At 68.1% G+C, this 19935-nt stretch carries 20 protein-coding genes; 7 read left to right on the top strand and 13 right to left on the bottom strand.

What is annotated here, in order from left to right; all coding sequences use genetic code 11:
- Positions 1 to 104 precede the first annotated feature (104 nt).
- Positions 105 to 857, top strand: coding sequence for an ABC transporter permease subunit (locus tag FV217_RS10855; protein ID WP_147817200.1), 753 nt, complete (start codon positions 105 to 107; stop codon positions 855 to 857).
- Positions 854 to 1609, top strand: coding sequence for an ABC transporter ATP-binding protein (locus tag FV217_RS10850; protein ID WP_147817199.1), 756 nt, complete (start codon positions 854 to 856; stop codon positions 1607 to 1609). Before FV217_RS10855 ends, FV217_RS10850 begins: the two co-directional genes overlap by 4 nt.
- Before the next feature lie 3 nt (positions 1610 to 1612).
- Here FV217_RS10850 and FV217_RS23670 read toward each other — a convergent pair whose 3' ends face one another.
- Entirely contained in the window at positions 1613 to 2647 is a 1035-nt protein-coding gene (locus tag FV217_RS23670) for a methyl-accepting chemotaxis protein (RefSeq protein WP_147817198.1), read from the bottom strand.
- Positions 2648 to 2903: 256 nt separating this feature from the next.
- On the opposite strand from FV217_RS23670, the gene FV217_RS10840 reads away from it, so the two are divergent.
- Positions 2904 to 3182 carry a hypothetical protein gene (locus tag FV217_RS10840; RefSeq protein ID WP_147817197.1) on the top strand — a complete coding sequence of 93 codons (279 nt, stop codon included), beginning with the start codon at positions 2904 to 2906 and terminating at the stop codon, positions 3180 to 3182.
- 243 nt (positions 3183 to 3425) lie between these two features.
- A complete protein-coding gene (locus FV217_RS10835; protein ID WP_238231959.1) occupies positions 3426 to 3692 on the top strand; it encodes a hypothetical protein in 267 nt (88 codons plus the stop codon).
- A gap of 140 nt (positions 3693 to 3832) precedes the next feature.
- Here the strand turns inward: FV217_RS10835 and xoxF1 are convergent, their stop codons facing one another.
- The 10 genes from xoxF1 to FV217_RS10785 form a co-directional block, all read right to left on the bottom strand.
- Positions 3833 to 5638, bottom strand: coding sequence for a lanthanide-dependent methanol dehydrogenase XoxF1 (gene xoxF1, locus FV217_RS10830; protein WP_147817196.1), 1806 nt, complete (start codon positions 5636 to 5638; stop codon positions 3833 to 3835).
- A 971-nt stretch (positions 5639 to 6609) separates the two neighbouring features.
- Positions 6610 to 7704 carry an alpha/beta fold hydrolase gene (locus FV217_RS10825; RefSeq protein ID WP_238231957.1) on the bottom strand — a complete coding sequence of 365 codons (1095 nt, stop codon included), beginning with the start codon at positions 7702 to 7704 and terminating at the stop codon, positions 6610 to 6612.
- 263 nt (positions 7705 to 7967) lie between these two features.
- Positions 7968 to 8594 carry a DUF938 domain-containing protein gene (locus tag FV217_RS10820; RefSeq protein ID WP_147817218.1) on the bottom strand — a complete coding sequence of 209 codons (627 nt, stop codon included), beginning with the start codon at positions 8592 to 8594 and terminating at the stop codon, positions 7968 to 7970.
- Positions 8595 to 8759: 165 nt separating this feature from the next.
- Positions 8760 to 9287 (bottom strand): ankyrin repeat domain-containing protein, encoded by a 528-nt coding sequence (locus tag FV217_RS10815; RefSeq protein WP_147817194.1) that lies wholly within the window; start codon positions 9285 to 9287, stop codon positions 8760 to 8762.
- A 313-nt stretch (positions 9288 to 9600) separates the two neighbouring features.
- Positions 9601 to 10311, bottom strand: a complete 711-nt coding sequence (locus FV217_RS10810) for a di-trans,poly-cis-decaprenylcistransferase (protein WP_147817193.1) — start codon at positions 10309 to 10311, stop codon at positions 9601 to 9603.
- Positions 10312 to 10419: 108 nt separating this feature from the next.
- Positions 10420 to 10809, bottom strand: coding sequence for a transcriptional regulator (locus tag FV217_RS10805; RefSeq protein WP_147817192.1), 390 nt, complete (start codon positions 10807 to 10809; stop codon positions 10420 to 10422).
- Positions 10796 to 11425: a hypothetical protein gene (locus FV217_RS10800; protein ID WP_147817191.1), complete on the bottom strand. Its 630-nt coding sequence runs from the start codon at positions 11423 to 11425 to the stop codon at positions 10796 to 10798. The genes FV217_RS10805 and FV217_RS10800 overlap by 14 nt, the downstream gene beginning before the upstream one ends.
- 90 nt (positions 11426 to 11515) lie before the next feature.
- Positions 11516 to 11998, bottom strand: coding sequence for a VOC family protein (locus FV217_RS10795; RefSeq protein ID WP_147817190.1), 483 nt, complete (start codon positions 11996 to 11998; stop codon positions 11516 to 11518).
- Between the two features lie 48 nt (positions 11999 to 12046).
- Positions 12047 to 12433, bottom strand: a complete 387-nt coding sequence (locus tag FV217_RS10790; protein ID WP_147817189.1) for a type II toxin-antitoxin system VapC family toxin — start codon at positions 12431 to 12433, stop codon at positions 12047 to 12049.
- The gene (locus FV217_RS10785) at positions 12430 to 12678 is read right to left on the bottom strand and encodes a type II toxin-antitoxin system prevent-host-death family antitoxin (protein ID WP_147817188.1); all 249 of its coding nucleotides are present in this window, start codon (positions 12676 to 12678) and stop codon (positions 12430 to 12432) included. Before FV217_RS10785 ends, FV217_RS10790 begins: the two co-directional genes overlap by 4 nt.
- A gap of 128 nt (positions 12679 to 12806) precedes the next feature.
- Here FV217_RS10785 and uvrB point away from each other — a divergent pair, with 128 nt between their 5' ends.
- The 3 genes from uvrB to FV217_RS10770 all read left to right on the top strand — a co-directional run bounded on the left by uvrB (position 12807) and on the right by FV217_RS10770 (position 16705).
- The gene (gene uvrB, locus FV217_RS10780) at positions 12807 to 15476 is read left to right on the top strand and encodes an excinuclease ABC subunit UvrB (RefSeq protein WP_147817187.1); all 2670 of its coding nucleotides are present in this window, start codon (positions 12807 to 12809) and stop codon (positions 15474 to 15476) included.
- A 154-nt stretch (positions 15477 to 15630) separates the two neighbouring features.
- On the top strand, positions 15631 to 15918 hold the full coding sequence (locus FV217_RS10775) for a hypothetical protein (protein ID WP_147817186.1): 288 nt from the start codon (positions 15631 to 15633) through the stop codon (positions 15916 to 15918).
- Between the two features lie 97 nt (positions 15919 to 16015).
- Positions 16016 to 16705 (top strand): YidB family protein, encoded by a 690-nt coding sequence (locus tag FV217_RS10770; RefSeq protein WP_147817185.1) that lies wholly within the window; start codon positions 16016 to 16018, stop codon positions 16703 to 16705.
- Positions 16706 to 16878: 173 nt separating this feature from the next.
- Here FV217_RS10770 and FV217_RS10765 read toward each other — a convergent pair whose 3' ends face one another.
- Entirely contained in the window at positions 16879 to 17817 is a 939-nt protein-coding gene (locus tag FV217_RS10765; RefSeq protein ID WP_147817184.1) for a tetratricopeptide repeat protein, read from the bottom strand.
- Complete coding sequence (gene ilvD, locus FV217_RS10760) at positions 17804 to 19534, bottom strand: dihydroxy-acid dehydratase (protein ID WP_147817183.1); 1731 nt, start codon at positions 19532 to 19534, stop codon at positions 17804 to 17806. The genes FV217_RS10765 and ilvD overlap by 14 nt, the downstream gene beginning before the upstream one ends.
- Positions 19535 to 19935: the final 401 nt, after the last annotated feature.

Genomic DNA, 19935 nt, shown 5'->3' with positions numbered 1-19935 from the left:
GCAGCGAAGCAATCCAGGGCCACGCACGCGACGTCGGCGCGTCGGCCCTGGATTGCTTCGCCTGCGGCTCGCAATGATGGGGATTGGGTTGGGGGCTCCGCCGCATGATCCGCCTCCGCGCGACCGGCCTCGCCCTCCTCGGGCTCCTCGCCTTCCTCTGCGTGTGGGAGGCCGCGCCCCGGCTCGATCTCGTCAACCCGGCCTTCCTGCCGCCGCCCTCGACGATTCCCGCCGCCCTGCTCAAAGAGATCGCGAGCGGGGCCTGGCTCGTGGCGGTGATCGAGAGCCTGAGCCACTACGTGGTCGGCCTCGGCGTCGGCGCGGGCGCGGGCATGGCGCTCGGCATCGTCGCGGGCATGTTCCGGTCCTTCGAGAACCTGACCGCCTGGGTCGTGCGCCTGCTGCGGCCGATCCCCGGGCTCGCCTGGGTGCCGTTCGCCATCATCTGGTTCGGCGTCGAGCCGCGGGCGGCGGTGTTCATCATCGCCGTCGGCGTGTTCTGGATCGTGTTTTTTGCCACGCAAGGCGCGGTGCGGAGCGTCGACCGGGATCTCGTCGAGGTGGCGCAGGCCTTCGGCTACCGCTCGGCCTGGTCGCGTCTCACAAAAATCCTGCTGCCGGCGGCGACGCCCGGCATTCTGGTCGGCCTGCGCACGGCGCTCGGCCAGGCCTGGATGGCGGTGGTGGCCGCCGAGATCTTCGGGGTGCCCGGCATCGGGCAGCGCATGATGCAGGCGTCGTCGCTGCTCTCCACCGACATCGTGGTGGTCTACATGCTGACCATGGCCGCCCTCTACGGCCTGTTCGACACCGCCTTCGTCGCTCTACAGGGCTGGCTATTGCGGTGGCGGCCATGAGTCCGATTATCGACATCAAAGGCCTGAGCCTCGCCTATGAGCGCGACGGGCGGCAGAACGTCATCCTGAAAGAGCTCGACCTCGCGATCCCGCGCGGGCAGTTCCTGGTGATCGTCGGCGAGTCCGGGGTGGGCAAGTCGACGCTGCTGCGCGTGCTGATCGACCTCGCCAAGCCCAGCGGCGGCACGGTGATCGTGAACGCCGACCCGGCGAACGAGACGCCGATGGCGCTGGTGTTTCAGGATGCGCGCCTGCTGCCGTGGCGGAAGGTGCTGGCGAACGTCGCCTTCGGCCTGGAGCGCCTGGGGATTCCGAAGCCCGAACGCTGTGCGCGTGCGAAGAAAATGCTGTCGCTGGTGGGCCTCGGCGACCTCGGAGGGCGCTGGCCGCACCAGCTCTCCGGCGGCCAGCGCCAGCGCGTGGCGCTGGCCCGCGCGCTCGCCGTCGAGCCCGAGGTGCTGCTGATGGACGAGCCCTTCTCGGCGCTCGACAGCTTCACCCGCGAGGGGCTGCAGGACGAGGTCCAGCGTATCCAGCAGGCTACGGGCAAGACCGTGCTGTTCGTGACCCACGACATCGACGAGGCGGTTTACTTGGCGGACCGCGTCGTGGTGCTGGCGGGGGCGCCGGGCCGGATCGCTGCCGACGTCACCATCGATCAGCCGCGCCCCCGCGCGCGGCGCGACGCCGCCCTGGTCGAGGCCGCGCGGCAGCTGCGCGGGGAGCTGTCGCGGCGCTCGTCGGATCTGTAGGGCCTACCCCGCCGCCTGCTCGATCACCCCGCGCCAGCCCAGCCCGCGATAGGTCTCGTAGCCGGGCGTGTCGTGGAACGCGACGAGGCGCCCTTGCGGGTCGTGGTAGTGGCCCTGGTCCCGGCCGTCTGTGCGCAGCGGGTAGCGCTCGCCCAGAATCCCCTGCCCCCGCGAGCAGGCCAGCACGCGGTTGGCGGCGTCGAGCAGCATGACGCGGCTGCGCTCGCGCTCGCCCGGCATCAGCCGGACACCCTCGACGATGGCGCGGGCCTGCGGCTCCCAGTCGAAATGGATCGCGAGGTAGCCCAGCGGCCGCCCCTGCGCCTCGCCGCCCGCGCGGACGGAAGCGAGGTAGGTCGCGACCTGGGCGCCGCCGAGGGCGGGCTGGCGCATCACCTCGCCCGCCGCGAAATCCTCGCCCGAGCGCAGGCCGCGGGCCAGCGCGAACCACGGTTCGCTCGCGGCGCTGTGGCCGGCGACCGAAAAGCGCTCCGGCCGGCCGTTGGCGAGGACGCGGCCGTCCAGCCCGATCAGCCAGAGGTCGAGATAGACGGTGTAGGAGGAGAGGATCACCCCGAGCCGCCGGCCGGCATGGCCGCGCGCCGCCTCGCTCGGGTCCGCCGCGCAATCGACCACCGCGGCGTCGGTGGCCCACCAGCGCACGTCGCAGGTGCGCTCGTAGAGGTTGCGGTCGATGATCTCGACGGCGTTGAGGGCGAGGTCGACGCAGCGCGCCGCCCGCGCCTCCCCGGCCAGCCCCTCGACGGCCCGGGCGAGGTCGTCGATGCGGCTGCCGAGGCTGAGGCCGAGCTCGCCGGCGATGCGCTCGACCTCCGACGAGATGGTGCGGACCTCCTGCGCCACGACCGAGAACCCGGCCCCCTTCTCGCCGGCATGCGCCGCCTCGATCAGCGCGTTGAGCGCCAGCAGCTTCATCCGCCCGGTGATCGACTGGATCGCGGCGAGGTTCGACGAGGCCGTCGCCTTGAGGCTCCTGGTGGAGGTTCCAACCAGTTCGGCGAGCGAAGACGAGCTCATGGACTATCCCGGCAGGATGCTGTCCCGGCGGGCAGCTCTACAACCGCTAAGATAATTTGTTGCTTGCTAACAACTTCTGAATCGGGACAAGCCAGCGCTTTATCAGCTTACCTGAACTATAATACAGGATGATGTTCTGTTGAGCAGGACGGTCACGTTTTAATCCCGTGGAAGGGGCGGCCCAGCCATGCGCAACCGGACATTGCTCAAGCCCGCTGCCCTCCAGCATTTGCCCAGAAAAAGGGCATTCGTGCATATGATTTGGGCAACGAGGCAGGTTCGGGACAGCGAGGTCCGGTCGATCGCGGATCTGTTCCGGGATCAGGCGGCGGCCTTCGATTCCACCGGGCAGATGCTGCTCCTCAGCCTCAACGCGGATTGGCCGATGGTCCGCCTCTGGGTCGCCGTGCCCGACGAGGGGCTGCTCGGGCCGTATTACGGCTTCAGCGTCTGCGCGCGCCAGGACCTGCCCCTCGCTCCGGCCCTGATCGCGGGGGACGTGTCCCGTTTCCAGCGGCTCTTCCAGGGCGTGTAGTCCCCGATCGCGGCCTCAAGTGAGGGCGCCTGCAGGTAGACTGTGCGCTACCTGACAAACCGGAATAATCCCAAAATAATTGCAAAATAAATGGGATTAAAACTGAGCTAGTCTTGGTGTGAAAACGCACATTGACACTGCTTTTTGGGTGCTAACCAGGCAAATGCCTCACGAATGTGCGGCAAGTGGCGCTTAAAGGAGCTGACATTGCTTGGAGTTTGTGCACGCGCACCTATCGTTGCTATGGCGCTCGGCCTTCTGATGACGCCGGCCGTCGCGAAACCGCAGACGCTGATGGATCTGTTCAGCGGCCGCAGCTCGCCCGCCTGTCCGAAGTATCAGCAGAGCCCGCAGCACTTCTGCAACGTCGTGGTGCGCCAGTCCGGCGGGAATCCGACCCAGGACATGACCGGCTCGATCGGCCACGCGAAGTCGTATCAGAGCAACGGCGGCCCACGCTGCAAGGTGATCTGCCGCTATACGGCCAGCAACTACGATGGCCTTCGCTGACGACGCGAAGCCGCGCCCGATCGCATGGCGACCGGGCGCGGCTTCCTGCATCGGTGCGCGAGCCCGGACGGAGCCGGGGGTCGCGACAAAAAAATGCCGGCGCGGTGACCCGCGCCGGCATTCGTCGTTCTGCGTGAGGTTCAGCGGTTCGGCAGAGCGAACACGGTGAGCTGACCACCGAGGTTGGTGTAGCTCGAGAGAGCGGCGTAGCCGCCCACCGCGCCGAGGCCGGCGTTCGGGTCGGTCAGGCCGGCCGCGAGGCCGATGCCGGCCCAGCCGCCGACACCCGACAGGATGCCGATGAACTGCTTGCCCTTGAACTCGTAGGTCATCACGTTGCCGATGATGCCCGACGGGGTCTTGAACTTGTAGAGTTCCTTACCCGTCTTGGCGTCGACGGCCTTCAGGTAACCTTCGAGCGTGCCGTAGAAGACCACGTCGCCGGCCGTTGCGAGAGCGCCGCCCCAGGCGGAGAACTGCTCGGGGTTCGACCACTTGATCTTGCCGGCGACACCGTCCCAGGCGATGAAGTTGCCCATGCCGCCATGGCTGTTCGGCGCGGGGTACATCGACAGGGTGGCGCCGACATAGGGCTGACCCGGGGTGTAGGAGACCTTGAAGGGCTCGTAGTCCATGCAGACGTGGTTGGTCGGCACGTAGAACAGCGCGGTCTTCGGCGAGTAGGCCGCAGGCTGCTGGTCCTTGGAGCCGAGAGCCGCCGGGCAGATGCCCTTCGAGTTCACGTCTTCACCGTTCTGCTCGGTCGAGTACTTGGAGACGACGAGCGGCCGGCCGTAGGTCTTGGAGTCCTTGTCCATGTCGACCTTGGTGGCCCAGTTCACCACCGGATCGTACTTCTCGGCGACCAGGAGCTCGCCGGTGGCGCGATCGAGGGTGTAGCCGAAGCCGTTACGGTCGAAGTGGGTCAGGAGCGGACGCTCCTTGCCGTCGACCTTCTGATCCGTGAGGATCATCTCGTTGATGCCGTCGAAGTCCCACTCGTCGTGCGGGGTCATCTGGTAGACCCACTTGGCGACGCCGGTATCGGGGTTACGGGCGAAAATGGTCATCGACCACTTGTTGTCGCCCGGACGCTGCTTGGGGTTCCAGGTCGAGGGGTTGCCCGAGCCGTAGTAGAACAGGTCCAGCTTGGGGTCGTAGGAGTACCAGCCCCAGGTCGAACCGCCGCCGGTCTTCCACTGGTCGCCTTCCCAGGTCTTGATCGAGGAGTCCTTGCCGATGGGCTTGCCCTTGTCGGTGGTCTTCTCGGGGTCGACGAGCAGCTGGTCGTCGGTGCCGACCGAGTAGGCGCGCCAGGCCTTCTTGCCGTCCTTCAGATTGTAGGCGGTGACGCTGCCCTGGATGCCGAACTCGCCGCCCGAGATGCCGATGATGACCTTGTCCTTCACCGGGAGAACGGTGGCGGTGTTGGTCTCGCCCTTGCCCGGGTCGCCGTTCTTGACGGACCAGTTGACCTTGCCGGTCTTCGCGTCGAGCGAGACGAGCGTGGTGTCGGCCTGGTGCAGGAGGATGGCGCCGTCGGCATAGGCGAGGCCGCGGTTGACCGTGTCGCAGCACATGACCGGGATCACGGCCGGGTCCTGCTTGGGCTCGTACTTCCAGACGATCTTGCTCTCGGCCGCGAGGTCGAGGGCGTAAACGATGTTCGGGAAGGGCGTGTGCAGGTACATCATGTTGCCGATGACCAGCGGCGAGCCCTCGTGGCCGCGCAGCACGCCGGTCGAGAAGGTCCAGGCGACCTGGAGGTTCTTCACGTTGGAAGCGTTGATCTGATCGAGCTTCGAATAGCGCGTGTTGGCGTAGTCGACGGTCTGAAGCGCCTGTTCCGCCGGGTTGGCGATGGACTTCAGGATGCTTTCGTTGGCGAGCGCCGGGGTCGCAACTGCGAGACCCGCGCCGAGTGCGAGAAGATGTGCCGCTCTCATGGTTCCTCCGTAAGGAAACGTCGACTGCCGGCCGATCGTGACGACGCGGGGCGGCCGGTTTCCGTTGTTTGCCGAATGCCTGGTCGTTGCCAGAGACCATCGCCGCTTGCCGCGAGAGACGGTCAGCGCTCCTAAGCATCCGCGCCCGACGTATCGGGCCACGGCTCCAATGAGCGCCGGACGAGAATAGCCGAGAGCTGCGCAAAATCAATAATAATTTTTTAAATCGAAGATCTTATTCAATGCAATGAGATAAAAAATCGATTAAAATACGCGTTAAGGCCCGATAAAGCGTATCAGGCTTTGCCGGGCTATTCTTATGATGCTGTTATTCTTCTGTCGGTTTAGCGTCGAGATCGATGTTCTTGTTCTGGATTGATTGACACCGACCGTTTCTTCGTTATTTTTCACCTTGTTTGCGACTGGATCTCATCTGCTCTTTGGGGTGTACCGCTCGGGAGCTTTTTGATCGGGGCGGGGTCTTCATGGCCCCGCCTTTTTCTTGCCCGGTCCTGTCACGTTGGCTCGGCCTGACCGCATCGCCTCCCATTCAGGGGCAATGTAGAGAATATAAGCTTATTGTGAGTATGCTCTATCGAGCGTTGCCGTAGGCTGCGAGCCTATCGCATGCGACGGTGATCGAAATTTCGAGCCTCGTCAAACGGCGGGATGATTAGGCAATACCAGTCAGGTAATACAGGTACTTATTGCGGGTCGTTTTGCGAAATCGGACGTCGCCGGCAGAAAGTCCTGCCGCCGACCGCGTGCGGGCTCACAATGCGGCATGCGATCGGCCGCTATCGAGCGCTTGGTCGAGAGGCCGGTGCGTTAGGAATAATTGAGTTTATCCTGTTTTCGGCTCCACCTGTCCGGAGACGCAGCCCCGTTCCGGACGCCCGCCGTGCAGCGGACGGTGATCCGGGACATGGGTGCGCGCACCGAGACATCGGGCGGAAACCGAATGCCGCCCGCTACCGCGCCGGCGCCCCGCCCGGCCCCTCGGCCGAGTTCGCGCCCTCCGTCGTCGCCTTCGGGCTCGCCAGGAACTCGGCGAGATAGCCCTTCCACAATTTGGCGAAGCGCAGCGACTGGTGGCCGTGCGTCTCGGCGGAGGTCGGGACTAGCACGAAGCGGCCGTCCTTCAGCCGGGCCATCGCGGGGTTCATCACGTCGAGCTGCGGTGGGTTCAGCTCGTCGTCGGCGAAGTTGACGGCGAGGACCTTCGCCGTGATCCGGTCGAGCCCCGGATAGGGGTCGTAGTCGAAGGTCGAGTCGAACCAGTACAGCCAGTCATTGGCGTCGGCCTTGCCGGAAAAACCGTCGGCGATGGTGTCGTAGAGCCGGTTGGCGTCGGCATGGGTCGGGGCCTGCTTCTGCAGGCCGAGCACGCTCTCGGTCATGATGTTGAAGATCGGCAGGATCTTTTGGAAGTGCTTCGGCTGTTCCGTGTAGGCGCCGCCCTGCCAGTCGGGATCGTTGCGGATGCCCTCGATGAGGAGGCGCCGCCACAGGGCGTTGCGCCCGCTCACGGCGATCGGCTGGCTCGCCACCGCCATGATCAGGTCCATCGCCGCCGGATAGCGCTCGCCCCACATCCAGGCCTGCATGCCGCCCATGGAGGTGCCGAGCACCATGCGCAGGTGCTTCAGGCCGAGCCCCTCGGTCACCACCCGGTACTGGCCCTCGACGACGTCGCCGTAGCCGTAGCGCGGAAAATCCGCCTTCAGCCCGTCCGAGGGTTTCGACGAGCCGCCGCGGCCGAGCCCGTCCGGCAGGATCACAAAGTATCTTTGCGCATCGAGCGGTGCGCCCGGCCCGAACAACTCGGGCCCGAGGGACGGGATCAGGAAGGACTTGCCGGTGCCGGTGGTGCCGTGGAGGACGAGCACGGCGTTGTCGACCTCGCCCTGCGCGTTTGTGTGCGGCGTGCCGAGGGTGGTGTAGTGCAGCTTCACCTCGGGCAGCGTCACGCCGCTGGAGAAGCGAAAATCCTTCGCGACGTAATCCGCCTCGGTCTGGTTCGGAAACGCCGCGGGCGCAGCCTGAGCCGTTGCCGTCGCCAGCATCAGGAATCCTGCAAAGGATCCAAGGCGTCCGAAGGGTCGTGCCATGATCGTCCGCTCCCCGCTCGCGCGTCTCGTCCGCAGCGCGGGCGCATGAAGACGCGTCGGGCGCCGTCGGTCAAATCGCCTCGATGGGATTGTCGATGCGGCTGGCGGACCCGCATGCCGGTCTCGGCGCGATCGTTGGCGACGCCGCTCGGTGGAGCTGCCGTTCCGTGTTTCTCGGGGGAGGTGTTTCTTTGGGGGAACTGCCGTGATCGCCGCCGCTACTTACCGGTGACGCGCCGAAACACCAGGCTGAGATTGTTCGCCGGCATCGCCACGCGCTCGGTCAGGACGAGCCCCTGCCTCGCGCCGGCCGTTACGACGGCTTCGACATCGCGAAGGCCCCAGTGCGGGTCGCGGTCGCGGAGGTCCGCATCGAAGGCCGCGTTGCTCGGTGCGGTGTGCGCACCATCCACGGTGAAAGGGCCGTAGAGCACCAGCAGGCCGCCCGCGGGCAGCACCTGCCCTGCCCCGGCCATCAGGCCCTCGGTAACGGACCAGGGCGCAATGTGGATCAGGTTGATCGCCAGGACCGCCTCGGCCCGGTCGACCGGCCAGTCGGCCGTGCCGGCATCGAGTCGGACTGGCGGGAGCAGATTGGGCAGCCCGGCGGCGCGGGCATGAGCGGCGATGCTGCGCAGCGCGGCCGATTCCGGGTCGCTCGGTTGCCAGCGCAGCGCCGGGAGCGCACCGGCAAAGTGCACGGCATGCTCGCCGGAGCCGCTCGCGATCTCCAGCACGCGCCCTGTGGGCGGCAGGACGCGTGTCAGGACTTGGAGGATGACGTCGCGGTTGCGCGCCACCGCCGGGGCGACGAGGGCCTCGCCGTCGAGATCCCATCCGAGCATCGTCAGATCCCGACTGCCGAGGAGCGAAGGTGGCATATCCTACCTCGTGCCAGCGGCCGTAAACTTTGGCTCTTTCGGCAATCAGCGGCTGGCAAGCACGACTGCGCGGCACCGCACAGCCCTTGAGACGTCAGTCGAAAGGGCCACTGGTATAACGGCCGCTCCTTACCCCTTCGCCTGCGCCAACTGCCCCGGCGTCTGCGTCGCGCCCATCGATTCGGCCAGCGCCGCGGCGGTGAGGCCGGAGGCGTCGCGGCGGTCGGGGTCGGCGCCGTGGGCGAGGAGGAGGGCGACGATCTCGGTGCGGTCGAACATCGCCGCGACCATCAGGGCGGTGCGCGAGCCGTCGGCCTCGCCGTCGACCTTCGCGCCGTGGGCGAGGAGCTGTCGGGTGATGTCGAGTTCGCCCTTGAAGGCGGCGCCGGCGAGCGGGGTCTGGCCGCGGTCGTTGGCGAGTTCGGGGTCGCCGCCGGCCTCGAGGATCACGCGGGTGGCCGCCTCCTGGCCGTTATAGGCGGCGAGCATCAGCAGGCTGTCGCCCTTGTCGTTGCGGATGTTGGCGGGCAGGCCCTGCTCGAACAGCTCCGCGAGCTCGTCGGCATGTCCCAGCCGCGCGTACTGGAAGATGCGGCCGGCGAAGGCGAGGGTCTCGTCGTCGAGGACGGGAATGGAGGCGGTCTCCTGAGTCTGCATTCAAAACTCTCTTTGACTCATGAGGAAGCCCATCTGGAGTCGGCGCGCGCGCCGTCCAGCCTCACCGATGCAGAAAGGTTGGGCAGTGGTGATCGGGGCGGAGGCCCGACTCACGGCGGGCGGCCTCACGCCCTCCTGTTATCGCGACGGGTCGGATTTGTCTCGCCGAACCTGAGCCGCCGAAATGGTTGTACCGCTCGCGTCCGGTATCGAACGGTCGGCGCTCGGACGGCTCTCATGATGACGCGATGGGCGTCCCGGCGCATATCCCGGCGCCCTCCGGGTCTATCGCGGGCAGCATGGCCGGGTTGGTTCAGGCGGCGACCGGGACCGCCTTGAGGCCGCCGAAACGGCGGTCGCGCCGCGCGAAGTCGGCCACCGCCGCGGCAAGGTCCGCCTCCCCGAAATCCGGCCACATCCGGTCGGTGAAATGCAGCTCGGCATAGGCCGCCTCCCAGAGCAGGAAGTCGGAGAGCCGCTTCTCGCCGCCGGTGCGGATCAGCAGGTCGACATCACCGCAAGTCTTTGCGTCTTCGACGAGAATCTGCCCGACGGCCTCACGCGTGGCATCCGGCCCGAGGCGGGCTGCGGCTGCCAGGATCGCGTCGCGGGAGGAGTAGTCGACGGCGATGCGCAGGGACAGCTTGGTGCCGCCGGCGGTGGCGGCCTCGGCCCGCTCGATCGCTTCGGGTATGCCCATGGGCAGGCGGTCGCGCCGTCCGAACACCGTCAGCCGAGTGCCGGTGCGGGCGAGCCGCCCGGTCTCCGAGCGCAGATAGGCCTTCAGCAGCCGCATCAGGCCGCCGACCTCGGTGTCCGGCCGCTTCCAGTTGTCGCTGGCAAAAGCGAACAGCGTCAACGTGTCGATGCCCAGGTCCGGCGCCGCCTCGGCGGTCCGCCGGATCGCCTCGACGCCCATCCGGTGGCCGGCCCCGCGCGGCAGCCCGCGTTGCGTCGCCCAGCGGCCGTTGCCGTCCATGATGATCGCGGCGTGCAGGCCTCTGCCGTCGGGATCGGGTCGCATCGTCGAATCTCCGGGCACGGGACGGTACCTGTGGTTCTGGATGGTCCGGTCACACGCACAGGGTGTGCCGGAGACGTGGGGCGGTTTCGCGGTCGATTGCTGACGAAATCACGTCGACCCGGCAAAGGGTTCGGTCATCAGGCGGGGCGTCTCGGGCACGCGCCCGGCGGCCTTGGCCGCGTCGCGCACGACCTGCTCCAGCACGCCGAGATAATCGAGGAAGCGGATCCGGCCCGTCGGCGTCAGGCGGCAGAGCGTCTGCGGGCGGTTGTGGTCGTAGCCCTTCTCCAGGCTGACGAAATCCGCCTCCTGCAGCACGGCGAGGTGCCGGCTCAGGTTGCCGTCCGTCAGCCCGCACAGGCGCCGCAGGTCGGGGAAGGGGAGGCCCTTCGGGTGGGCGACGAGGGAGGTCAGCACCGAGAGGCGCGCCTTCTCGTGGATCACCCGGTCGAGCCCGTCGTAGGAGAAGCGGCCGTCGGTGGTGTCAGAGAGCGGCATCGAGGCCTCCCTGATGATCGCGCATGGCGCGGTGCATGATGAGGGCGAGCATCCCCTGCCCTGCCGCGAAGGGCAGGCCCATCAGCCAGGGCGAGAGGGTGTGGTCCGTGCTGGCCATCGCGAAGACGGACAGTCCGGCAAGGAGATACCAGGCCCCGGCGAGTTGCACCGGCCGCGGCAGGATGCGGGCGGCGGCGAACAGGCCGAGGCCGGTCAGCACCTGCCAGAGGCCCGGCAGCATCCAGACCTGATCCGGCGCGAACCGCGCCACGACCAGGGCGAGGCAGAGCCCGATGCCGGCCGACGGCAGAAAGCTCTCGATGGCGTTCGTCACCATGGCGTCCGCCAGCCCCGAATGCAGCCGCCGCGAGCGCCGTACGGTCTCCACGCCGATCAGCGCGAAGGCGATCGCGGCCGCGGCGATCCAGATTCCGAAATAGGCCAACGGCTTGTCGGACGGCTCGTCGAGCCACCAGGCCTGCAGGCAGGCCGTGGCCAGGGCCAGAGCGCCGGTGGCGGCCAGCGTCGCCGAGCCGAGGCCGCGAAACGCCGTCTCGCGCGCGATCTGCGAGCGGATCGCGACGATGTCGGCCAGTGCCTTGTCCAGGTCCCGCATGCGGGCCGCCCCTCGCGAATCGCGCTTTGTAATACAAAGTAGATTCGGCTGCAGAGGTTGGCAACCGACATTTCAGGTTGTTCAAGCGCTTCAGGCGGTTGCGCGTAGTCCGGCGAGATCGAGCCGCCGCGTCACCATCTGCAGGGCGCCGCCCTCGTCGCGGGGCCACTCCGCCTCCGGCCGGTCCCGGTAGAGTTCGACGCCGTTGCCGTCGGGGTCTCGTAGGTAGAGGGCTTCGCTGACGCCGTGGTCGCTGGCGCCGTCGAGGGCGATGCCGGCCGCCTCGACCCGGCGCAGGGCGTCGGCGAGGGCCGCGCGGGTCGGGTAGAGGATCGCGAGGTGGTAGAGCCCGGTGGTGCCGGGCGCCGGTGCTTCGCCGCCGGCACTCTCCCAGGTGTTGAGGCCGATATGGTGGTGATAGCCGCCGGCCGAGACGAAGGCTGCCCGATCGCCCAGGCGCTGCGTGAGCGCGAAGCCGAGCACGCCGCGATAGAACCCGAGCGCCCGCTCGAGGTCGGCCACCTTCAGGTGGACGTGGCCGATGCGGGTCTCGGGGTGGATCGAATCGGTCATGGGCAGGTCCTTGAGAGCGGGCGCCGGGTTAGCCTTTCCCTCATCACGTCAGACCGCCCGGATCGGTCCCGGGTACCGCGCCATCACGGCATCCGCCGTCGCCAGGGTGATGCCCTCGACCGTGGCCTGCGCGATCAGCAAGCGGTCGAACGGGTCCTTGTGGATCGGCGGCAGGCCCTCGACGGCGACGGCATGCGCGCCGAGGATCGTCAGTTCCTCGTAGCCGTTGTCGAGCAGCGCGCGGCGTAGCACGCGGCGGTCGGTACGAAAGTTCGCACGGCCGAGCCCGCGCTTGATCGCGACCTCCCAGATGCTGACGACGCTGAAGACGGGCGAGGTGCCGGGGTCCACCATCAATTGGCGCGCCGCCGCCGACAGACGGTCGGGGTCTGCCGCTCCCCAAAGCAGCAGATGCGTGTCGAGGAGGACTCTCACTCGTCCTCGCCCTCGAACATCCGGATGATCTCGTCCTGGCCCATGGTGTCGAAGTCGTCGGGCACCGAGATCTGGCCCTTCAGGAAGCCGAGACGCCGCTTCACGAAGGGCGCTGGCACGTCGAGCGCCACGACCTTCACCAGGGGCTTGCCGTCCCTGGCGATCACGAAGGGCTCGCCGCCGGCAGCCTCGTCGACGAGGCGCGCGAACTCCGTATCGGTTTCAGGCAGATCGATCGTCTTCATCCCGGCCTCCGACCGTGGTGGACCAGCCTACCCCGCTCTGCAGCCCCCCGCCACTGTGTGATCCGGAGCGGACCGGTGTCGCGTCCGGCAGCCTTTGTCCGGCTGCGGAACGCGCCCATATTGCGACCATGCCCGCTCCGAAGAAACCGCGCCCCGTCTCGGCCAAATCCGCCTCGTCCAAGGCCGACAAGCCCGAACTGAAGCCCCTCGACGAGCATCTCGCGGAGTTGCTGAGCCCGGCGCTCAACCGCAACCGTCCGAAGCCGATCGAGACGCCGGCCCCGCCGCCGGCCAAGGGTGCGAAGACCAGGGGCGCGAGGGTGAAGGGGGGCGCCGGCTTCGGCGAGGCGCCGCAGGCCGGCTACGCGATCGCCGACGCGGCGGAGGTCGACCCGCGCCTCGCCCAGGCGCTCGGCATGCCGGTGCCGAAGGGCGACTCCGCCCCTCCGGCGGCCGAGGAACCGGTCTCTCAGGCAACCGAGGGCGTCTCCGCCACCATGGCGGCGCTGGAGCAGCTGCTCCAGGAGGGCAACCCGCTGTTCAAGAACGGCGAGGCATGGGTGCCGCACCGGCCCGAGCGGCCGAAGAAATCCGAGGGTGGCCTCCGCTTCACCCTGAAATCCGAGTTCGAGCCGGCCGGCGACCAGCCCCGCGCCATCGCCGAACTGCTGGACGGCGTGAGCAGGCACGAGCGCGACCAGGTGCTGCTCGGCGTCACCGGCTCCGGCAAGACTTTCACGATGGCCAAGCTCATCGAGCTGACCCAGCGCCCGGCCCTGATCCTCGCACCGAACAAGACGCTCGCCGCGCAGCTCTACGGCGAGTTCAAGAGCTTCTTCCCGGACAACGCCGTCGAGTACTTCGTCTCGTACTACGATTACTACCAGCCGGAAGCCTACGTGCCTCGCTCCGACACCTTCATCGAGAAGGAATCGTCGATCAACGAGCAGATCGACCGGATGCGCCACTCGGCGACCCGCGCCCTGCTGGAGCGCGACGACGTGATCATGGTCGCCTCGGTGTCCTGCATCTACGGCATCGGTTCGGTCGAGACCTACACGGCGATGTCGTTCACGGTGACGCTCGGGGAGAAGATCGAGCAGCGCCAGCTCGTCGCCGACCTCGTGGCGCTGCAATACAAGCGCATCCAGTCCGACTTCGCCCGCGGCACCTTCCGGGTGCGCGGCGACGTGATCGAGCTGTGGCCGGCTCACTTGGAGGATCGCGGCTGGCGCATCGGCCTGTTCGGCGACGAGATCGAGGGCATCGTCGAGTTCGATCCGCTGACCGGCAAGAAGATCAACGAACTCAAGTTCGTGAAGGTCTACGCGAACTCGCACTACGTCACGCCGCGCCCGACCCTCCAGCAGGCGATCAAGGGCATCAAGACCGAGCTGAAGGCCCGCGTCGAGGAGCTGACCAAGATGGGCCGGCTGATCGAGGCGCAGCGCCTGGAGCAGCGCTGCACCTTCGACGTCGAGATGATCGAGGCCACCGGCGCCTGCAACGGCATCGAGAATTACTCCCGGTATCTCACCGGAAGAAAACCCGGCGAGCCGCCGCCGACGCTGTTCGAGTACCTGCCCGACAACGCCCTGGTCTTCACCGACGAGAGCCACGTTACCGTGCCCCAGATCGGCGGCATGTACCGGGGCGACTTCCGGCGGAAGGCGACTTTGGCCGAATACGGCTTCCGCCTGCCCTCCTGCCTCGACAACCGCCCGCTGCGCTTCGAGGAATGGGACCTGATGCGGCCCCAGACGGTCCACGTCTCGGCGACGCCCGGCAAGTGGGAGATGGAGCGCACCGACGGCGTCTTCGCCGAACAGGTCATCCGCCCCACCGGCCTCGTCGACCCCATCATCGAGATCCGCCCTGCCCGCTCACAGGTCGACGACCTCCTGGGCGAGGTCCGCGAGGTCGCCCAGGCCGGCTACCGCACGCTGGTCACCACGCTGACCAAGCGCATGGCCGAGGACCTCACCGAGTACCTGCACGAGAACTCGGTGCGCGTGCGCTACATGCACTCCGACATCGACACCCTGGAGCGCATCGAGATCATTCGCGACCTGCGGCTCGGCGCCTTCGACGTCCTGATCGGCATCAACCTGCTGCGCGAGGGTCTCGACATCCCGGAATGCGCCCTGGTCGCGATCCTCGACGCCGACAAGGAAGGCTTTCTGCGATCGGAGACGTCTCTGATCCAGACCATCGGCCGCGCGGCCCGCAACGCCGACGCCCGCTGCATTCTCTACGCCGATAACATCACCGGCTCGATGGAGCGGGCGATGGCGGAGACGGAGCGTCGGCGCGTCAAGCAACTCGCCTACAACGAGGAGCACGGCATCACCCCGCAGAGCGTGAAGCGCGGCATCCAGGACATCCTGGAGAGCGTCTACGAGCGCGACCACGTCCGCGTCGACACCGGCCTCGCCAAGGACGTCGCCACCGTCGGGCACAATCTCAAGGCGGTCATGGCCGACCTTGAGAAGCGCATGCGGGCGGCGGCCGCCGACCTCGACTTCGAGGAGGCCGCGCGGATGCGCGACGAACTCAAGCGCCTGCAATCCACCGAGCTGCTGATCTCCGACGATCCGATGGCCCGCCAGGGCGACGTCGAGCGCAGCGCCGGCCGTCAGGGCGACAAGCGCAGTCGCATCAGCAAGCCGACCCTCGACAACATGGGCCCGGGCACCGACCGTGAGATCCCGGCCGACGCCGTACCCTGGAAGGAGCGTCCGAAGGGGCGCTCGACGCAGGGGATGGGCGGGCAGAAGCCGCGCTACAAGGGCCGCTGATCTGTTTTTCTGAGAGCTTGATCAGTGTTCGGGGTCGGAACCGAACCCGTCGTCGAGGATTGACGAGCCGAGACCTGAACATGGGCCGTCTCGGATCGGCAGGCGTAGGTTCGGCTCTCGTCCGCGCGTGACCTCTGGCCACCGGAACAGCTGCATGACCTCCGCTCGCGAACCGGGTGCCGGCGCCGCCGTCACCGGCCTTTTCCTGGGAGGTCTCGCCATCGCCGGCGCGGTCGCCCTCGTCACGGCTCCGATCACGCCCCGCATGGCGGTGGCTCAGACGGCCGCCAATCCGAACGATCGGCCGGCCACCGCCACGCTGTCCGGCGCCGCCGGCACGGTGACAGGGCGGGAATACGCCAGGGGCGCCCTGTCGCCATCCATCGTACCCGTGATGTCGGACGGTTCGGGCAGCCGTATCGATCGGTTGCGGCTGCGCTGACCGGCGAGACCCGTCTGCGACCGACGTGCCGAAATCGGGGCAACCGCGGCGATGATCGCCCGTTGTGCCTGAGGCGGCGCGGGACGGAGGACGGAACATGGGTCTGCTCGATCAGGTCATCGGTGGTGTCGTCGGACAGGTGCTCGGGGGCGGACGCGGCGGCGGCGCGATGTCGCCGATCGTCAAGGCTTTGCTGATGTTGCTCCTCGCCAAGGGCGCGAGCGGCGGCCTCGGCGATATCTTCGGAGGTGGCCATGGTTCGCCGGAGCCGCAGGGCCGGGGCCGCGCGCCCTCCCCCGAGGACTATGACCACCCGCAAGGCGACGACGGCGATCTCGGTGGCTTCGGCCGGCATCCGCAGGGCGGCCGGTCGAGCGGCGGCGATGATGGCGGCGATTTCTCGGATCTCTCCGGCATGCTCGACGGTCCCGGCGATGGCGGCAACCGCTCGCCCGGAGCCGGCCCCTATGCGCAGCTCGACCATGAGCAGGACGTTGCCGGACAGGGCGGTCTCGGCGGTGGGCTCGACGGCCTGATCCAGGGCTTCGAGCGCGGCGGGCTCGGCGACGTGATCGGTTCGTGGATCGGCCACGGCCAGAACCGGGCGATCGAGCCGAACCGGCTCGCCGACGCTCTCGGCTCGGACACCGTGGACACCCTCAGCCGCCAGACCGGCCTCGACCGCTTCGACCTGCTGAGCCAGCTCGCCCAAGCCCTGCCCTCGGTGGTCGACGCGCTCACGCCTCAGGGGCGCAAGCCGGGGGAGCAAGAACGCCAGGGCTGGTGAGGACCGGATTTCGTTCGCGCAGTCTGGCCCGCGCGCTTCCATTTCCTAGCGCGCCTTGCAGGGTCGCAGACCGGTTTTCACGGGATAAACGTTTGAAGCCAAAGCGCGTTTCCCCTCCCCCTTGTGGGGAGGGGGCAGGTGTGGGGGTGGCAATGCCTCATACGAGGGGTTGCTCAGCGCCGCCGCCGCGTCGACCCCGTCGACTGCACCTTCGCCAGCGCCTCGGCCCGGTCGTCTTCGCTCGCCGCGCTCCAGGCCTTGTCGTAGAGGTCGACGATCCACGCGTCCGATCGGCCCTGCGCACCGTCGCGGGCCAGCGCCAGCCAGGTTAGGCCGCGCACGGTCTGGCGCGGCACGCCGACACCGTTGAAGAGCAGGTCGCCGAGCAGGGCCTGCGCCGGCTTGTGGCCCTTCTCGGCGGCGAGGTTGAACCAGCGCGCGGCCTTGCGCGGATCCGCCTCGGTGCCGGTGCCGTCGAGGGTGAGCCGGGCGAGGTTGTACTGGGCGTTGGGGTCGCCGAACGAGGCGGCGTAGTTGAACATCTCGTAGGCGCGCTCGGGGTTCGCGCGCACGTAGGTGCCCTTGATCCCATCGAGGAAGTAGGTGCCCAGCGCGGTGAAGGCGCTGGCGGCGACGCCGGTGTTGCCGGCCTCCGGCTTGTCGTCGTCGTTGTCGTCGGCGATCCGCGAAAAGTACTCGAAGGCCTTGAGGTCGTCGTGCGGCACGCCGTCCCCGTCCGCATACATGCGGCCGAGCTTCCACAGGGCGAGGGTGTGGCCCTGGTCGGCGGCGTATTCGAGGGCGCGCACGGCGCCTTCCTTGTCGCCGGCATTGTACTCGCGCACGCCCGTGCGCAGGGCGTCCTTGGCCGAGCGGTAGCCCTTCTCCGGGACGGGCGTGCGCGCCGTCGCGTCGAGGGATTCCGCCGGATAGGCGGCGAGGAACATCAGGCCGGCGGCGGCGAGGCCGCAGGCCAGGCGGGAGCGCACTCCGCCGAAGGGGATGCCGGTTCGGCGCAAGAATGCGCGACCGAACGGGGAATCGTCGCGGAGCCGACCGGGAGCGGCCCCGGCCGGCGCAAGCCGGCTTGGGTCAGTCCTAGATGTCCGCATAGGTCTGAATCTCCTGGGCGCCACCCGGATGGGTGACGGCGCCGCTGACCGCGGGTCCGACGGTCTGCATGTATTTCCAGAGGTAGCCGGAGGTCGCGGAGTTGGTCCGCGGCGTCCAGGCCTTGCGGCGCTCGGCGAACTCTTCGTCCGACAGGGCGACGTCGAGGGTGCCCTTGATCGCGTCGAGGGTGATGACGTCGCCATCCTTCAGGAGGCCGATCGGCCCGCCGATCGCTGCCTCGGGGCCGACATGGCCGACGCAGAAGCCGCGGGTGGCGCCGGAGAACCGGCCGTCGGTGATCAGCGCGACCTTGTCGCCCATGCCCTGGCCGTAGAGGGCGGCGGTGGTCGACAGCATCTCGCGCATGCCGGGGCCGCCCTTCGGACCCTCGTAGCGGATCACCAGGACTTCGCCGGGCTGGTAGGTGCGGTTCTGGACGGCCTCGAAGCAGGCCTCCTCGCCGTCGAACACCCGGGCCGGGCCGGTGAACACCTGCTTCTCGGGCGGCATGCCGGCGACCTTCACGATCGCGCCCTCGGGGGCGAGGTTGCCGCGCAGGCCGACGACGCCGCCGGTGGGCGTGAGGGGCGTGTTGGCCGCCCGCACCACGTCCTGGTCCGGGTTCCAGGCGACCTTCTCCATGTTCTCGGCGATGGTGCGGCCGGTGACGGTCATGCAGTCGCCGTGGATGAAGCCGTGGTCGAGCAGGGTCTTGATCAGCAGCGGGATGCCGCCGACCTCGAACATGTCCTTGGCGACGTAGCGTCCGCCGGGCTTCAGGTCGGCGATGTAGGGCGTGCGGCGGAAGATCTCGGCGACGTCGAACAGGTCGAATTCAATGCCGCATTCATGCGCGATCGCCGGCAGGTGCAGGGCCGCGTTGGTCGAGCCGCCCGAGGCGGCGACCGCTGCGGCGGCGTTCTCGAGGCTCTTGCGGGTGACGATGTCACGCGGGCGGATGTTCTTCGCCAGCAGCTCCATGACCTTCTCGCCGGCGGTCATGCAGAATCTGTCGCGGATCTCGTAGGGCGCGGGGGCGCCGGCCGAATAGGGCAGCGCCAGGCCGATCGCCTCGGAGACGGTGGCCATGGTGTTGGCCGTGAACTGCGCGCCGCAGGCCCCGGCGGAGGGACAGGCGACCTGTTCCAGCTCGTCGAGGTCGTCGAGGCTCATGTCGCCGACGGCGACCTTGCCGACGGCCTCGAACAGGTCCTGCACCGTCACCGGCTTGCCGCGGAACGAGCCGGGCAGGATCGAACCGCCATAGATGAAGATCGACGGCACGTTGAGGCGCACCATGGCCATCATCATGCCGGGCAGTGACTTGTCGCAGCCGGCGAGCCCGACGAGGGCGTCGTAGGCGTGGCCGCGCATGGTCAGCTCGACGGAATCCGCGATGACCTCGCGCGATGGCAGCGAGGCGCGCATGCCGGCATGGCCCATGGCGATGCCGTCGGTGACGGTGATGGTGCAGAACTCGCGCGGCGTGCCGTTGGCGGCCGCCACGCCCTTCTTCACGGCCTGGGCCTGGCGCATCAGCGAGATGTTGCAGGGCGCGGCCTCGTTCCAGCAGGAGGCCACGCCGACGAGCGGCTGGTGGATCTGCTCCTTGGTGAGGCCCATGGCGTAGAGATACGAGCGGTGCGGCGCGCGATCCGGCCCCTCCGTCACGTGACGGCTCGGAAGCTTCGACTTGTTGTTCAACCGCAGGTCCATGGCCGTGTCCGAAACCGCTCTTCACCCGTGTCCGGCGCCCTGCGGCACCGGCCGAAAACCCTTTGCGGCCAAGCTTTTCCGGGTGGTGCGACCGCCCTTGGAACAACTTGAAGTCCGGCGCTAAATCCCTGCCGGAACAGCCATTTACCGCGAGGCTCGAGGTGGTCCCGGTTTATGGCGCAATCGCGGCGTGGCCGCGGGCGACCGGGGGCAAAGCTGGGATGGTTTCGCGGTGTGACGGCCCCGCCACAGTCACGCTTGGCGCTCGGGCCGACCCGTGAGGCGCGGGACTCTCCTCCCCCTTGTGGGGAGAAGTTGGCGGTGGGGGCGGTGCCGCCTTCGACCGGGCCTACGATCGCCTCGACGCCGAAGCCGTCTCGACGGCGGCCCCGATCGCCGCC

It is taken from the genome of Methylobacterium sp. WL9 (assembly GCF_008040035.1).
GTDB classification, from domain to species: domain Bacteria; phylum Pseudomonadota; class Alphaproteobacteria; order Rhizobiales; family Beijerinckiaceae; genus Methylobacterium; species Methylobacterium thuringiense.
The sequence above is the reverse complement of the archived record's forward strand: the minus strand, read 5'-3'. Positions and strand labels throughout refer to the sequence as shown.